The organism is Allobosea sp. FW305-C-101, assembly GCF_058783685.1.
The window spans coordinates 27,416-43,476 of record NZ_JBYSYT010000014.1 but is presented as its reverse complement, the minus strand read 5'-3'; the positions used below and the strand labels follow the sequence as shown (position 1 = coordinate 43,476).

At 66.9% G+C, this 16,061-nt stretch carries 14 protein-coding genes; 1 reads left to right on the top strand and 13 read right to left on the bottom strand.

All coding sequences use genetic code 11. The features are described 5' to 3' along the window. Positions 1 to 2: 2 nt before the first annotated feature. The 7 genes from AC3WMA_RS26570 to AC3WMA_RS26540 all read right to left on the bottom strand — a co-directional run bounded on the left by AC3WMA_RS26570 (position 3) and on the right by AC3WMA_RS26540 (position 7,668). The gene (locus AC3WMA_RS26570) at positions 3 to 1,820 is read right to left on the bottom strand and encodes a methyl-accepting chemotaxis protein (protein WP_492288261.1); all 1,818 of its coding nucleotides are present in this window, start codon (positions 1,818 to 1,820) and stop codon (positions 3 to 5) included. Between the two features lie 65 nt (positions 1,821 to 1,885). Next, entirely contained in the window at positions 1,886 to 2,398 is a 513-nt protein-coding gene (locus tag AC3WMA_RS26565; RefSeq protein WP_492288260.1) for a chemotaxis protein CheW, read from the bottom strand. Further along, positions 2,395 to 4,710: a chemotaxis protein CheA gene (locus AC3WMA_RS26560; protein WP_492288259.1), complete on the bottom strand. Its 2,316-nt coding sequence runs from the start codon at positions 4,708 to 4,710 to the stop codon at positions 2,395 to 2,397. The genes AC3WMA_RS26565 and AC3WMA_RS26560 overlap by 4 nt, the downstream gene beginning before the upstream one ends. A gap of 10 nt (positions 4,711 to 4,720) precedes the next feature. Continuing rightward, positions 4,721 to 5,080, bottom strand: coding sequence for a response regulator (locus tag AC3WMA_RS26555; RefSeq protein WP_257731518.1), 360 nt, complete (start codon positions 5,078 to 5,080; stop codon positions 4,721 to 4,723). A gap of 6 nt (positions 5,081 to 5,086) precedes the next feature. Next, on the bottom strand, positions 5,087 to 5,368 hold the full coding sequence (locus AC3WMA_RS26550; protein WP_257731517.1) for an STAS domain-containing protein: 282 nt from the start codon (positions 5,366 to 5,368) through the stop codon (positions 5,087 to 5,089). Positions 5,369 to 5,672: 304 nt separating this feature from the next. Further along, on the bottom strand, positions 5,673 to 6,140 hold the full coding sequence (locus AC3WMA_RS26545) for a response regulator (RefSeq protein ID WP_265055593.1): 468 nt from the start codon (positions 6,138 to 6,140) through the stop codon (positions 5,673 to 5,675). Positions 6,141 to 6,195: 55 nt separating this feature from the next. Beyond that, positions 6,196 to 7,668 carry a methyl-accepting chemotaxis protein gene (locus tag AC3WMA_RS26540; protein WP_492288258.1) on the bottom strand — a complete coding sequence of 491 codons (1,473 nt, stop codon included), beginning with the start codon at positions 7,666 to 7,668 and terminating at the stop codon, positions 6,196 to 6,198. Positions 7,669 to 7,916: 248 nt separating this feature from the next. On the opposite strand from AC3WMA_RS26540, the gene AC3WMA_RS26535 reads away from it, so the two are divergent. Then, the gene (locus tag AC3WMA_RS26535; protein WP_492288257.1) at positions 7,917 to 8,663 is read left to right on the top strand and encodes a superoxide dismutase; all 747 of its coding nucleotides are present in this window, start codon (positions 7,917 to 7,919) and stop codon (positions 8,661 to 8,663) included. Between the two features lie 113 nt (positions 8,664 to 8,776). On the opposite strand, the gene AC3WMA_RS26530 is transcribed toward AC3WMA_RS26535, so the two are convergent. The 6 genes from AC3WMA_RS26530 to AC3WMA_RS26505 form a co-directional block, all read right to left on the bottom strand. Next, a complete protein-coding gene (locus AC3WMA_RS26530) occupies positions 8,777 to 10,000 on the bottom strand; it encodes an MFS transporter (RefSeq protein WP_492288256.1) in 1,224 nt (407 codons plus the stop codon). 171 nt (positions 10,001 to 10,171) lie between these two features. Next, on the bottom strand, positions 10,172 to 11,659 hold the full coding sequence (locus AC3WMA_RS26525; RefSeq protein ID WP_492288255.1) for a M81 family metallopeptidase: 1,488 nt from the start codon (positions 11,657 to 11,659) through the stop codon (positions 10,172 to 10,174). 40 nt (positions 11,660 to 11,699) lie between these two features. Further along, a complete protein-coding gene (locus AC3WMA_RS26520) occupies positions 11,700 to 12,545 on the bottom strand; it encodes an ABC transporter permease (protein ID WP_492288254.1) in 846 nt (281 codons plus the stop codon). Further along, complete coding sequence (locus AC3WMA_RS26515) at positions 12,542 to 13,474, bottom strand: ABC transporter permease (protein WP_293809060.1); 933 nt, start codon at positions 13,472 to 13,474, stop codon at positions 12,542 to 12,544. The genes AC3WMA_RS26520 and AC3WMA_RS26515 overlap by 4 nt, the downstream gene beginning before the upstream one ends. Positions 13,475 to 13,505: 31 nt before the next feature. Further along, a complete protein-coding gene (locus tag AC3WMA_RS26510) occupies positions 13,506 to 15,065 on the bottom strand; it encodes an ABC transporter substrate-binding protein (RefSeq protein WP_492288253.1) in 1,560 nt (519 codons plus the stop codon). Between the two features lie 61 nt (positions 15,066 to 15,126). After that, the gene (locus tag AC3WMA_RS26505; protein ID WP_492288252.1) at positions 15,127 to 16,005 is read right to left on the bottom strand and encodes a MurR/RpiR family transcriptional regulator; all 879 of its coding nucleotides are present in this window, start codon (positions 16,003 to 16,005) and stop codon (positions 15,127 to 15,129) included. Between the last annotated feature and the right edge of the window lie 56 nt (positions 16,006 to 16,061).

The window sequence follows — 16,061 nt, the reverse complement described above, 5'->3', positions numbered from 1 at the left end:
TCTCAAATCCCCATCCGGCCGCCAGCGGCGACGCGGCGATGCTGTGTCTGTTGCACGGTCCGCGGCGGCACCTGTGCCGTAACGGGCGCGACGTTGCGCCGGGCCGAAGCCGGAACGCCGTGCAAGGTGTGGTGGCCGCCGAGTGCCTCGATATGGGCGTGCAGCGCGGCCGCCTGGTCGGCGAGCTCGGCCGCGGCCTCGGCGCTGCGTTCGGCGAGATCGCTGTTCTGCCTGATGCCCTTGTCCATCTTGGCGACGCTGCGGCCCATCTCGCCCGCCCCCCCGGCCTGCTCGGCCGTCGCGGTGGCGATCTCGGAAACCGTCGCGGAAACCTTGCCCGCCGCGGCGACGATGCGCTCCAGTGCCGTGCCGGTCTCGCGGACGAAGCCGACGCCCTCCGCGACCTGCCCGTTCGACGAGGCGATCAGCCCCTTGATGTCCTTGGCCGCCTGCGCCGAGCGCTGCGCCAGCGAGCGCACTTCGGACGCAACCACGGCAAAGCCTTTGCCGGCATCGCCCGCACGCGCCGCCTCGACCGCCGCGTTGAGCGCCAGAAGGTTGGTCTGGAAGGCGATTTCGTCGATCACGCCGACAATCTCGGAAATCTTCAGCGACGAGCTTTCGATGCGCTCGATCGCGCCGATCGCCCGCGTGACGACGCCCTGTCCCTGCTGCGCGACGCTCATCGTCTCGCCGGCGAGTTCGCCGGCCTCGCGGGTGCGGATGCTGCTGCGCCCGACCGAGGCGGTCACCTGTTCGGCAGCGGCCGAAGCCTCTCCGAGATCGGTTGCAGCCCGTCCGGCGCCGGCTGCAAGCTCCGTGGTCGCGGCATCGACCTCGGCCGCGGCCTGCGAAACCCGGCCGGCGGTCGCGCGGATCGTCTCGAATGTCGCCCCGAACCGTTCGAGCGTCTCGTTGAGGCTGTCCTGAAGCTGGCCGAGGCTGCCCTGGTGGGTCACCGGGACGCGTCGGTTCAGATCGCCCTCCGCCATCCCGGAGACGGCATCGGCCATCTGGTCGAACGTGCCCTCGAGCAGCGCGTTGATCCGGTTCAGACCCTTGACCGCATGGCCGAGCGGCAGCGGCTGCCCTTCCGACGACAAACGGCGGGAAAAGTCCCCGGCCTCGGCCGCCTCGACGAGTGTCACGATTTCACCGGCAAGCTTGAGGTCGCCGGTCATCTCGCGCCATTCCACGGCGGTGCCGAAGCTGCGGCCGTCGGCACGCATCATGGCGGTCAGGGTCAGGCAGATCGTGCGGCGGCCGAGCGTCAGGCGCACCGGCTGGCCGCTGAGCGGTTGATGCTCACCCTGCACGCGCTCCATGACACGGCCCAGCATGTCTTTGGCGGAACAGCCCGGAAAGGCGGCGCGGAAATCCTCCTGCGCCTCGCCGAAGAAGCGCAGCAGCGCCTTGCTGACATAGACGACGCGGCCGGCAGGGTCACAGAGCATGATGCTGGCGCGGCCATGGTCGAGCGCGGCGCGCAGGCGCTCGGCTTCCTGGCCCTGCTCATGGATCGATGCGAGCGCGCGCGACAGATCGGCCCCCTCGCCTGATCCGGACAGGTTGGGAAATGTGACGTCGCCGCCCTCGGCCAGACGGGCCGCAGCGGCGGCGCTCCGCGCGAGCGGGCGTGCCGAGCCCCAGGCCGCGAGCCCGCCGAACAGCGCGACGGTCGCGACCGCGGCTGCGCCCAGGGCGGGCGCGCCGGCGAAGGCGGCATAGGATGCCAGGCTGCCGGCAAGCGCCGCCGAACCGGCGGCGAGCAGCGGCTGGCTGACCGAGAGACGTGAGAAGGGGCCGAGCGCGCTGCCCATGGGGTTCGATCGTTTCTTGTTCTCGCCCGCTTCTTGAACGCTACGCTCGGGCTGGTCTCAAAAGGTCAGGCGGCCCGGCTGGTCTTGATCAGGGCCTCGGCGCCGCCGTCGCGGATCACGGCCGCGAGGTCGAGCAGCGCGACGATATCGGTGTCGAGCAGGACCAGGCCTTCGATCAGGCCATGCTCGTCGCGCTCGAGGTCCGGCGCCGGACGCACCGCGGTGACCGGCACGTCGACGATATCGGAGACCGAGTCGACCAGCAGGCCAGCGGTCTTGTCCTCGACATCGACGACGACGATGACATGGGTCGCGGTCGCCTCGGTGGCGCCGAGCCCGATCGCGGTGCGCAGGTCGTAGACCGCGAGGATGACGCCGCGCAGGTTGAGCACGCCGCGCACATGCGGGGCCGCATGCGGCAGCGGCGTCGTCGCCTGCCAGCCCTTGATCTCGCGGACCATGCCGACATCGATGCCGAAGGTGCGATCGCCCACCTTGAAGGTCACGATCCGGCGCGCGGCCGATTCAGGCTGCGCCGACGAGAAGTGCTTTTCGCCGAGTTGGAGCGTCATGGTCATCCAGCCATCTTGAGGTCAGATTGAGGGGGGCGGCTGCCGGACGCGGCGAGCCGTAGCATCGAGTCGATATCCAGGATCAGGGCGACGAGGCCGTCGCCGAGGATCGTCGCCGCCGAGGCGCCGTTGACCGCGCCGTAATTCGCCTCGAGGCTCTTCACGACGACCTGCTGCTGGCCGACGATCTCGTCGACGGCGATGCCAACGTTGTTGCCGCGCTCGTTCTCGGCGATGATCACGATGTTCTCGTTGGTCGTGCCCATCGAGCCCATCACGTCGCCCAGCCGATAAAGCGGAGTGACCTCACCGCGCCAGCGCAGGACTTCCTGGCCGAAGGGCAGGCGCTCGATCGGGGTCGAAGCCAGGTGCTGGGTCTCGATCACCGAAGCGATCGGGATGACATAGCGGTCGTCGCCGCAGCGGATCACCATGCCTTCAAGCACGGCGAGCGTCAGCGGCAGGGCGAGCGTGAACTTGCAGCCCCGGCCCGGCTCGGAGTCGACCGAGATGCGCCCACCGAGCGATTCGACGTTGCGGCGCACGACGTCCATGCCGACACCGCGCCCCGAGACGTCGCTGACGACCTCGGCAGTCGACAGGCCGGCGGCGAAGATGAGCTGATCGATCTCTTCCGGCGCGAGCTTCTCGTCGGCGCCGACAAGGCCACGCGAGCGCGCCTTGGCGAGCAGCCGGTCGCGGCCGATGCCGCGCCCGTCATCGGTGACGGATATGACGATGCGGCCGGCGCGATGCTCGGCGACCAGCTTGATCGTTCCCTCGCGCGGCTTGCCGGCTTCGATGCGATCGTCCGGCGTCTCCAGCCCATGATCCATCGAGTTGCGGATCATGTGGGTCAGCGGATCGGCGAGTTCCTCGATGATCGTCTTGTCGACCTCGGTGTTCTCGCCTTCGAGCACCAGGCGCACTTCCTTGCCGAGCGTCTGGGCCAGTTCCCGGACAAGGCGCGGCATGCGCTGGAACACGGCTTTCACCGGCTGCGCGCGGACCGCCATGACGTGGTCCTGCAATTCGCGGGTCTGGCGCGACAGCGTCAGCATGCCCTCGGCGGTCTTGGCGTGGACGTCATAGGGCAGCGAGCGGACGCATTCGACCAGCATGGACTGCGTGATGACGATCTCGCCGACGAGGTTCATTAGCTTGTCGATGCGGTCGAGATCGACGCGAACGCTGACGGCCTGACGCTGGCGCGCCGAATTGTCGGGGGCGGCCGGAGCACGCGGCGCCGCGCGGGCGACGGCGGGCGCCTCCGCGGCGACAACCGGAGCGGCTACGGCGACCGGGGCCGGCGCAGGCTGGATATCGGGCTCGTTTGCTGCTTCCGGCGCGGCGCCGAGCTTGGCGAGGATCGCGGAGAGGTCGGCAGCAACCGCGCTGGAGACTTCCGACTGGGCGGCCGGAGCCTCAGCGACCTGCGGAGCCTCAGTCACGGCCGGCTCCGGGAAGCTGATCTCGAATTCCTCGTTCGCGAGACTGAAATCGAAGCGGCCGTGCAGGTCCTCGACCGTGAGTTCGGTGCGCAGGTCCACGTCGAAGCGCATCCAGCAATCGCTGACGTCGATGCTTTCGAGCGGCGGCACCTGACTCAGGTCGCAGCGGATCGAAACGATGTCGTCGGCCGGCAGGGAGCCCAGCACGACGCGTGGTTCGATCACGCGGCGGAACAGGTCCGGCTCCGGCATGATGCGCAGATGCACGTCACGACCGGGCTTGCCGGTGGCGCGCGCAGGGGCGGCGACGGGCTCGTCGTCCCAGCCGTCATCGGAGGCTGCCGCCGGAGCTGACGTCTTCGCCTCGACCATGGCGAGCAGGTTGCCGAGCGCGGCGATGCCGATGGGCGCATCGTTGTTGGCGGCGGGGGCGGCCGGTTCCGGAGCGGGCGCGGCAGGAGCCGGCGGCACGGCGACGGGCGCCTGCGGTTCCTTGCCGACCTGCTCGAGCGCGGCCAGCAGGTCCGGACGCTCGGTCGCGGGCTCGTCGTTGCGGGCGGCCGAGACCAGATCGGCGACGGCATCGGCGCAGCGCAGGAACAGCGCGAACGGCGCGTCCTCGATGGCGACGCGGCCTGACCTCAGATGGTCGAGCGAAGCCTCGAAGACATGCGCGAAGCCGACCAGCTCCGTGCAGCCGAAGGCACCCGCGCCACCCTTGATCGAGTGAATGGCACGGAAAGCGGCATTGACGTCCTCAGGGTCGGTGGAACCCTCGTCGAGAGCCTGGAGCTTCAGCTCCAGCGCGCCGAGGAGTTCCTCGCATTCCTGGAAGAAGGTCTGCTTGAGTTCTGCCAACGGATCCATCGGCCGACCTTCAGTTCTGGTAGCGCGCGACGAGGCCGAGCAGCGTGTTGGGTTCGAAAGGCTTGACCATCCAGGCGCTGGCGCCGGCACGGCGACCCTCGGCCTTGATCTCGGCGCCGTTCTCCGTGGTCAGCACGATGATCGGCGTGTTCTGCCCGGCGGGACGCGAGCGGCAGGCGCGCGTGAACTCGATGCCGTCCATGATCGGCATGTTGAGGTCGGTGATCACCAGATCGGGGCGGAACTGGTCGAACTTGGTCAGTCCGTCCTCGCCGTTCTCGGCCTCCGCCACTTCATGGCCGGCATTGCGGAGCGTCAGGCTGAGCAGGCTGAGCAGGGTCTTGGTATCGTCGATCGCCAGGATTTTCATACCTGATCACTCCAGAACGAGAGCGCTGTGAGCGGCGTCGAAGCCGATCGCCCGCAAGGATTCGCGGCATTCCTCGGAAGCCGCCTTGAGCGTGACCGAAAGCCCCCGCGCGGCGGCGCTGGTGGCTGCGGAGTGGAGAAGCTGGATCCAGAGACTGGGCAGCGGCCCGGCCTCGGCGCATTCGACAGCGATGCTTTCCCGCTGTTCCAGCGCCACCAAGAGCTGGTTGCGGAACGTCGCGGCCTCGGTGCGGCCGAGGAAAGGGGGAAGCGAGACGGTGATGACCATGAAGAGCGACCCAGGATTGCGTCAGGAGCATCGCGTCAAACTGGTAAAAACTTCGCTAAATATGTTCAGCCGCATCAATACTCTTGGCATTTTCGCGGCAGCTGCGGCCTACCTGGGGTTGTCGCCGGCTACGGCAGCGTTGTGGCAAGGCCTGATCGGTTACGCCAGAAAGGCGCCGCAGCGCCGATACGACATGGCGGGCAAGAGATTCGGTGCGATAGCCGGACTTTCTTGGCGGCGCGCACGAGCGAAGTCCTGGCGCCGGGGCGGCCCGGTTTCGTTGGGAAAAACCTTGGGGCAACCGTCAGAAAATGGCGTTGCTGATCGCGCGCGGCACCAGCGTGATCTTGCCTTCAGCCTCACGGTATTTTCGGGGCATGTTGATGACGCCCGAGAGATGAAGCCAGAGATTGTTCGGCGAGATCGGCTTCGTGACGATCTCATGCGCGCCGAGCTTCGCCGCCTGGACGACCGAACGCCGGTCCGGCCGCTCCATCATCACCAGCACGGGCGCCTTGGCGAAGGGCGAGGTCTTGAAGGAGCGGATCGCAGCCAGGCATTTGACGCTGTTCCCCTCCGGCATGTCCCAGTCGAGGATGACGATGTTCGGCTGCTTCTGGATGAAGGTCGAGGCAGCTGAGGACAGGTCTGACGCCTCGAAGATGCGGTTGAGCTGCGCCTGGTACAGCATGGTGCGCACGATCCGGCGGTAATGCGGGCTCGGATCGATAAGCAGCACCGAAAGGTTGGGAAAGGAAGGCGCTAAATGCATGGCGCTGGCTCGGGAACTCGCTTACTCAACTCGACAAATTGCATACGGCCGGCGGCTAGACCTTGAGCCCGAAGCGGAAGCCACCCCAGTGCCGCCCCTTGACCATGATCGGCGCCGACAGGTCTTCCATCACCAGGAACTGCCCGCCACCCATGTCGCGCCGGTAGCTCTGCAGCAGGAACGGCTTGCGGTTGCGCGCGGCGGCAAGCCCGGTCCGGTCGTCGAAGATGCGACGGTTGCGGCAATTGGCGTTGTTCCAGACGGGATCGCCGCCCTGGGGCTGCGCGTACTTGCGGTTATGCGTCGGCAGGAAGCCGTTGCGGTCCACTGCAGCGCAGAACACGATCCGCCCGTTCAAGGTCAGGAGCTCTTCCTGCAAGGGCGGCAGCAACCGGTCGGTGAGCGCCACAAAGCGCGTCATGTGCTGGACGGGGTCCGAGCCCGGGATCGGTCGATAAGCTTCGTCGAACAGGTCGGCCAATGTGAGCTCGCCGCGCTCGATCGCTGCCTCGAACATCTCGCCGATCGTGCCGGCCGTCTCCATCACCGTCGCGATCAGCTCCGACTGGGCCGTGCGCACGCCGGATGCCGCGATCGAACCGAGGATACCCTCGCTGATCGCGACCAGCGCCTCGGTGCGCTGGCCGGCCTGCTGGAGATTGTCCGTGGAGGCATCGACGCCGGCGACAAGCGCGGCGAGATCGTGCCCGGCCTTGGCGCAGGCTTCCGCATTCTCCCGCGTCGGGCGTGACACCGCCTCGATCTCGCCGATCAGTTCGACGACCGAGCGGCCGAAGCTGTCGAACTCACCGATCTGCTGCGAGATCGTCTGGCTGCCCGCCTGGGCGCGCTGTGCCGTCTGTGCATTCTCCTGGCTGCGGCGCGCGACCGCGTCGACGGCCTTCACGAGCAGGTCGAGCTGGGCAGCGCTCGCCGCCGTCGCCTCGCGGGTCTGTTCCGCCAGCGCCTTCACGGCGGCGGCGATGACGGCGAAGCCCTTGCCGGCCTCGCCGCTGCGCGCCGCCTCGACGCCGGCATTGATCGACAGGAGCTGGATCTCGCGGGTGATCGACTGGATCGCGTCGCTCGACGCCCGCGCCTTGTGCGCGTCGCCGACGGCCTGCGCCAGGATCTGCGACATCGACTGCGCTTCCTGCGACAGGGTCGCGATATCCGCCTGCGCGGCGTTGAGCCCGAGCCGGACCGATGTCGTCACGCGTTCGAGCCCGGTGCGGACGCCGGAAGCCGCCGCCTGCGCGTCCTCGGCCGCTTGCCGGATCGCGTTGTTCGCCTGCGACACCTGTTCGACGGCGCCGACCACGCGGCGCAGGCCCGCCGTCTGCTTGTCGAATTGCTGCGTCACATCGCCGACACGCCCGGAGATATCGGTGATCTCGGCGCTGAGCTTGCCGAATCGGGCGGCGATCTCGCGCACCGCGCGCTCGGCACCTGTCCCTGCGGGCTCGTCACCGGGGGCCGGCGCAACCGCGCGAACGGGCAGATCGAGCTTGCGAGCCAGTGCATGCATGGCGGGACGCCCCTTCAACCCGGGAGGATTTCTCTCGGAACCGTAGAGAAACGCGGTAAATCGCCGGTTAAGAGCCCGTTCCGGTGGTTTACCACTTTCGGCGTGCACGCCGGGATTGTGATATTGCCGCTGGGTCAACGGCTGTGCACGTCCATGCTATAGCTGGGAGCGATCGACGGCGGACCCGCAATGGGACACGCGCGTTGAGCCAGAAGCCAACTCGCCCGAATGCTTTCCGGAGGATTCCCATGACCGCAGTTTCCGCCGTGTCCCGCCGTGGCCTGATCGGCCTGGGCGCCGCCGCGCTCGTTGTCGCCGCCGCGCCGCGAGTTTGGGCGCAGGCCGCAGCCCCAGCAGCGCCGACCGGCCCGTTCTCGCTGCCGAAGCGCGCCTATGAGGCCAATGCGCTGGAGCCGCATATTGACGCGGCGACGATGGACATCCACTACAACCGCCACCACGCGGCCTATGTCGCGGCGCTGAACAATGCCGCCAAGGACAACGGCGTCATCGCCAAGGCCTCGGTCGCCGAGCTCATCGCCGATCTCGGCCAGCTCCCGGAGAGCATCCGTACCCTGGTCCGCAACAATGGCGGTGGCCATGCCAACCACAGCATGTTCTGGGAGATCATGGCGCCGGGCGCCGGCGGCGCGCCGACCGGCGAGGTCGCAGAGGCGATCACCCGCGATCTCGGCGGCTTCGACAAGTTCAAGGCCGATTTCGAGGCGGCAGGCCTGCGCGTCTTCGGTTCGGGCTGGGTCTTCGTCACCGTCGACAAGGCCGGCAAGCTCGCTTTGCTCGGCAAGCCGAACCAGGACAGCCCGATCATGGACAAGCAGATGGTCCTGCTCGGCAACGACGTCTGGGAGCACGCCTATTACCTGAAGTACCAGAACCGCCGCGTCGACTACCTCAAGGGCTGGTGGAACGTGGTCGACTGGAAGAAGGTCAACGAGCGCTACGCCGCCGCCAAGGCCGGCAAGCTGGCGCTTTGATGACACGCGTCATTCTCAGGCGAAGCAAGGCTTCGACCCGAGAATCTCTCGCAGGATAGGGCGCCCCCCTCCAGAGATGCTCGGGTCAAGCCCGAGCATGACGGCGCGTTGCGCTAATGCCCGACCTTGGCGCCCTTCGTTCCCTCGCTGAGGCGCGGCAGGAACCAGGCGAGCAGGCCCATCAACGGGATGAACGAGCAGATCTTGTAGACCGCCTCGATGCCGAGATGGTCGGCGAACTCGCCGAGCAGCGCCGCTGCCAGCCCGCCGAGCCCGAAAGACAGCCCGTAGAAGAAGCCGCCGACCAACCCGACGCGGCCGGGCAAAAGCTCCAGTGCGTAGATCAGGATCGCGGCGAAAGCGCTCGACATGATCAGGTTGATCACGATCGTCAGCACGCCGGTCCAGAACAGGTCGGCATAGGGCAGGATCAGCGTGAAGGGCAGCGCGCCCAGGATCGAGAACCAGATGATCTTGTTGCGGCCGATCCGGTCGCCCAGCATGCCGCCACCGAGTGCGCCCACCGCCGAGGAGGCAAGGAACAGGAACAGCATCACCTGCGAGTTCTGGATCGAGATGCCGAACTTGCCCATCAGATAGAAGGTGTAGAACGACGAGAAGCTCGCCGAATAGGCGTTCTTCGAGAACAGCAGGATGATCAGGATGGTGATCGCGAAGGCGACCGAACGCTTGCCCGGACGGGCCGGCGCCGCGCTCGCCGCCGCGGCCTTCGGCGGCCGCGCCCTGTCGAGCCGCGCATAGCTCGCCGCCGTCCAGACCATCAGCATCATCGCGATGAGCGCCGCGACCGAGAACCAGGCAAGGCTGCCCTGCCCGCGCGGCACGATGATGAAGGCGGCCAGCAACGGCCCGAGCGCACCGCCCGTCTGCCCGCCAACCTGGAAGATGCCTTGCGCCAGACCATGCTGCCCGCCGGATGCGTTACGCGCCATGCGCGTCGCCTCGGGATGGAAGATCGAGGAGCCGATGCCGACGCAGGCCGCCGAGAGCAGCAGGAACCCGTAGCTGCCGGCATAGGCCAGCCCGATCAGCCCCGACAGCGTGAAGCCCATCCCGACCACCATCGAGTACGGCATCGGGTGCTTGTCAGTATAGAGCCCGACCGCAGGCTGCAGCAGCGAGGCCGAGACCTGGAAGGTCAGCGTGATCAGGCCGATCTGGCCGAAATCGAGCCGGTAGGCTTCCTTGATGATCGGGTAAATCGCCGGGATCAGCGACTGGATCATGTCGTTGAGCAGATGCGTCACGCTGAGCGCGATCAGCACCGGCATCATGGCCCGTTGCGGCAGGGAGGCGGTCGGCGCGCTGGCGGTCATCTGGGCTAAGTCCCGCGGCATCTCCGGCAGGCCGATTCCTGCCTCGTAACGCGGTCGAAGGCTCTAGAGGATCACCGGCACGGGCACAATTTCGTAAGCCGGCGCCACGGCATTGCGTTCACTGCATGGGCCGATGGCGGGCGCCCCGGACGAAGCGCCCGCATTGCGGGCTCACGCCACCTTGTCGAGCGGATAGAGCGGCCGGCGGACGCGGCGATAGGGCAGCTTGCTGAGATCGGGCGTGCAGAGCGCCCCGCTGTCGCAGACGGTGACCTTGCCGGCAATCGGCTCGAAGGCGGCGCGGAAATGCTGCATCGACTTCAGCCCGACGACGCGCTTCGCCGCCGGGTCGATGCCGAAGGCTCGGAACTGCTGCAGGTCGTTCATCTGCGCGCGGATCGTCGTGACGAGGATCTCGATATCGCCGACGCGCAGCACGGCGCAGGGCCCCCAGCTCGCCTGCAACCCGCCCATCATCGGGCCGTCGCCGGTATAATCGCCGTCGCTGACGCTGACGAGCGTTCCGGTGAGTTCAAGCGGCCCGCCGCCGATCTCGGGATCGACCTTGCCGCCGAGCCTGACCGAGACGGTCGAACCCGGCTTGCCCTTGCGCAATTCGGCCGCGACCTCAGGATCGACCATCGGCCCGAAACAGGCGTCCTTGAGATCGGCATCGATCATGCCCTTGAGCAGGCCGGTCGCATCACCATAGCCTCCGCCGCCTGGATTGTCGGCGTAGTCGGCGATGATCAGCGGGCCCTTCGTCGCGACATAGGTCTTGGCTTCCGCCACCGCATCCTCGACCGAGAGGAAGGGCGTCACCACGTCGAAGCGGCGCTGCCACATGTCCTCGACCAGCGCCTCGGCGAAGGCCTGGTGCTTCTCGCGCTCGCCCTCGCAGGTAACGAGCACGGTCGGGCCGACCTCATGGATATCGGCATTGCCGAAACCGCCATTGACGCTCACGGCGAAGACGCCGGCCTCCTTCTCATAGGCCTTGGCCTTGGCGATGCGCTCGACCATCGGGCCGATATCGGTGCGCCCGCCATTGACCTCTTCCAGCATCGGCCGCTCGGCCCGCAGCGTCACCGGTTTGATCTCACCCTTCATCGTGCGCTGCATGATGCCTGCCGCGAGCTTGCCGGTCTCGCGCACATCGACATGCGGATAGGTCTTGTAGGAGACGACGATATTGGCGAGCTCTGTCATCTTGCGGGTGACATTGGCATGGGGATCGAGCGTGATGCCGATCGGCACGTCCGGCCCGAGCACGGCGCGGACGCGCTCCAGCAACTCACCCTCCCCGTCCTCGCAGAACTCCGTGACCATGGCGCCGTGCAGGCCGAGCAGCACGCCGTCGATCTTGCCGGCATGAGCTTTCGCGGCTTCGACGATGACGCCGGCGATCCGATCGAAGGCATCCCGCGTTACCGGGCCGGAGGGCTGGGCCGCGGCGCTGATCGCATGGATGACGTTCCACCCCGCGGGGCGGCCGATATCGAGGAAGCCGGCGATGGGCGTGTTGGCCTCGGCCCGCGCAGCGATGGCGTCCTCGCCGAGCTTGATGCCGCGATCGGTGAAGGCGGCATAGTCGGCCGGGCAGCGGCTGAAGGTATTGCTCTCATGCGAGAACTCGGCGGTCAGGACGGTGAAGCTCATGGCGTTCCTCTGGCTGCTTTCGCGAGTTGTTTGGGGGAGTTCAGCCGTCCCGCAGCGGGCGGCGGATATCGAGCGCCTCGATCAGCGCATCGCCGAACAGATTGATGGCGATGACGGCGGTGGCGATGACGAGGCCGGGGAAGATGATGATCCAGGGCGCGATGAAGATCTGCGCGGTGCCGGAGCTCATCATCGCCCCCCAGCTCGGGACGGGCGGCTGCGCGCCCAGCCCGAAGAAGCCAAGCGTCGCTTCCAGCACGATCGCATCGCCCGTTGCCAGCATGCCGGCGACGATGACCGGCGTCATCGCATTGGGCAGAAGATGCAGGAAGAGCACGCGGGCCGGCCGGGCACCGGCCGTCACCGCCGCATCGACGAAGAGCTCGCCCTTCAGCGCCATCACTTGCGCCCGGGTCAGGCGGGTGAACTGCGCGAGATAGGCAATCGCGATGGCGATCGCCGTCGAGTGCAGACCCGGCCCCAGGATCGCGATCAGGATCAACGCCAGCAGGATTTCCGGGAAGGACCAGGTCAGGTCGACGAAGACGGTGACGATCTTGTCGAAGATGCCGCCGAAATAGCCGGCGGCGGCGCCGAGCGTCGCGCCCATCAGCACCGAGAGCGCGATCGAGAGCACGCTGACACTGAGCGAGGTCCGAGCGCCCTGGATGATCCGCGAAAGCAGGTCGCGCCCGAACTCGTCGGTGCCAAGCCAATGCGCAGCGGAGGGCGGCGTGTTGGCCATCGAGAGCTTCTGCGCGGCGTAGTCGTAAGGCGCGATCCAGGGCGCGAAGATCGCGCAGAGCACGAGCGCGAGCAGGAACAGCGCGCAGATGGTGCCGCGCGGCGAACGAGCCAGCCGGCCGACGAGAGAGGAGCGGCTCATCGGGCGCCCATCGCTTCACGCAACCGCGGATCGAGCGCCGCCTGGGCGAGGTCGCCGATCAGCGTGCCCAACATCACCGCGATCGCCAGCATCAGCAGGCAGCCCTGCACCAGCGGGTAGTCGCGCTGGCCGAGCCCTGTGATCAGCAGCGAACCGAGCCCCGGCCGGGCGAAGACATACTCGACCGTAACCGCGCCACCCAGAATCCAGCCGATGCGCAGGCCCAGAATGGTCATCACCGGCAGCATCGCCTGCTGCAGGATATGGCGGAGCTGGATACGCCAGAACGGCACGCCCTTGGCTTGCAGCACCCTTACGAAATCCCGCTGCGAGATTTCGACCATGGCGGCGCGGGTGACGCGGGCGATCAGCGCCGTGCCGCCGATGCCGATGGTCAGCGCCGGCAGCACCAGCGCGTCCCATGTCCGGGCGCCCGAGACCGGGAACCATTCGAACTGCACGGCGAACATCAGGATCATCAGTAGCGCCAGCCAGAAGCTCGGCAGCGTCGATCCCAGCAGGATGAAGCCCATCACCGCCCGGTCGAACAGGCTGTCGCGGAAGGAGGCCGCGAGCACGCCCGTGACGATCCCGACCACCGTCGAGAAGATCAGCGCCGTGCCGCCGAGCGCGAGGCTATGCGGCATGTTCTCGGCGATGAGCTGGGAGACCGGCTGGCGCATCACGATGGCATCGCCGAAATCGCCGGTGACGACCTTGGCAAGCCAGCGCCCGTACTGGACCAGCAGCGGCTGGTCCAGCCCGTAGCGCGCGATCATCTGCGCCCGCTGCTCGGGCGAGGAGCCGACCTGGATCAGATGCTCCAAGGGGTCGCCCGGCACGAGATGGATGATCATGAAGATCACCAGCGAGACGGCGAGGAAGACCGGCACCAGCATGGCGAGGCGCCGGATCGCGAAGCGCAGCAAGGATCGATCTCCCGCGTGAGTTCGTCCCGGCTCAGTTGGCCGGGGCGATGTCGATCATCGACTGGCTGGAGAAGCCGATGCCGCGAATCTTCTCCGGCATCACGACGCGCTTGCCATAGGCCAAGCTCTGCACCGGCTGGTAGATCGGCGCGAACGGATACTGCGACAGCACATACTCGTGGTACTTCGTGAAGTTCGCGACGCGCTCGTCCCAGGTCTTCGACTTGTTCATGGCGATGTCGTTGAGCTTCTCCGCCTCGGGATCGTTGAACATCGAGACATTGGGGTAGCCCGCGCGCTTGGCCGCGAAGAACCAGTCGACGATATCGGCATTGGTCCACTGATAGGCGCGCACCGCAAGCTGGTGCTCGGTCTTCTTGCGATACTGCGCATTGATCGAGCCGGCATCGATGATGCTGATATCGGCCTGCACGCCGACGGCCTTGAGCTGCGCCTGGACGATCTCGGCGAGGCGCTTGAACTCGGTGCCGTTCTGGGCCCAGAGCTTCACCTCGAGGCGCTTGCCGTCCTTCACGCGGATGCCGTCGGCACCGGGCTTCCAGCCGGCCGCGTCGAACACCTTCTTCGAGCGCTCGGGATCGTAGGAGATCTTGTACTTGGGATCGACCTGCGACTCCTTGAGCGAGGAAATCAGGAAGGTATCGGCGGTCTCGCCGTTGCCGCCATAGAGGCTGGTCAGGATTTCCTTCTGGTTCACGGCGAAGGCCGTCGCCTCGCGCACCTTGATGTCGGTGAACGGCTCGACGCTGGTGTTGATCGGCATGTAGACCACCTCGTTGCCGGGGATGGTCACGAGCTTCACCGCCTTGTCGGCCTGGATGCGCGGCAGGAAGTCGGTGGGCACGTTGACGAGCACGTCGGCGCCGCCGGTCTTGAGTTCGAGATAGGCGGTCGATTCCTCGCCGATCTCGCGGAAGGTCAGCTTCTTGAACTTGGCCGGCCCCTGGTTCTTCGACAGGGCGGAGGCCGACTTGTAGTCGTCATTGCGCACCAGCACGGTCTGCTGGCCGACCGTGAACTGCTGCATCTTGTAGGGGCCGGTGCCGATCGCCTCGGTCACGCCGAACTTGTCGCCGAGCGCTTCATAGGATTTCGGCTCCGGCACGCACATGAACGAGCTGGCGAGGTTGAACAGCAGGTTCGGGTCGGGATGCTTCATGTGGAAGCGCACGGTCAGGTCGTCGACGACCTCGACCTTCTCGATCGCCTCGACGGTGAAGGCGTTCTCGGTGCCCTTGAACTGCGGCACCCACCATTCGATCGTCTTGGCGTTGAACGGCTCGCCATTGTGGAACTTCACGCCGGGCTTGAGCTTGAACGTCCAGAGCTTGCCGTCCGGGCTCGATTCCCACGAGGTCGCGAGTTGGCCGTGGAAGCTTTGGTCGGCATCCTGCACCACCAGCCGGTCGTAGATCAGCGTCGTCGCCGTGTTGAGCTTCGTCGCCTTGATCGGGTTGTAGGTCGGCGCGCCGACAAGGCGCGCGGTCATCACGAACGTGGCTTCCTGCGCCAGCGCCGTGGTGGCGGCAAGCGCCGACAGGCCCAGCGCCAGGAGGCTCCCCTTCATCATCGTCTTCATCCCGTTTCCCCTTTTGTTTCGAGATGCTGCGAAAGGCTTTGGATCGCGGCCGTCAGCCGAGCGGGCCGGAACTGTCCCCGACATGGCCGGTGAAGCGGCCGTAAAGCTCGGCCATCCGGTTCAGCCGCGCCTCGACCTGCGGGCCGAGCTCGACGAAGACCGCGTTGATCAGGAGGTTGCTGAGGCTCGCCATCTGGGCGGTCGAATCCCAGAACAGGTTGAACTCGGTCGAGACGACCAGCATCTCGTCGACGAGCCCCTGCCCCCAGTCGCAGAAGGAATCGGTGATGAGCGTGGTCTTGATGCCCGCCGCCTTCGCCTGTTCGGCCAGCACCTTGGCCATGCGCGAATAGCGCCGCGCCTCGAAGATCACGAGGCAGCGCTCCTTCTCTCCCGACAGCAGCAGGTCCGAGAAATTCCCGGCGGCGAGATCGGCGAGATGCACGCCGTCGCGCAGATATTGCAGTTGGTTGGCGAGGTACTGCGCGAGCCCGCGCTCGGTCTGGAAACCCGTGACGTAAACCGACGAGGCCGTCGCCAGCCGGCGGGCGACGCGCCTCCACTCCTCGCTCTGGGCAAGTTCGTAGATGCGCACGAGCCCGGCGATCTCCAGCTGGAGGCTGCGCGCCAATTGATCGTCGCCGGCGAGGCTGCGCTGCTGGAAATCGCGCAGGCGGTCGCTGATCAGCCAGGGCCTGTCGCCGATCTCCTCGGCGAGATTGGCCTTGAGGTCCTTCAGGCTCTTGTAGCCGAGCGTCCGGCAGAAGCGCCCCACCGTCGGCTCGCTGAGCGAGACCTTCTCGGCCAGGCTCGCAGCCGTCTCGAAAGGCAGGCTCGCCATCTGCGCCAGCATATAGCTCGCCAGCGCCTTGTCGGCCCTGGAGCCGTTGGCAAGGCAAGCCTGCAATCTCTGGCGAAGCGTCTGCGACATCGGCACTCCCGCGCTTCGGGAGATCAAGAAATTTTTCTTTCAAACTGTCAAACGAT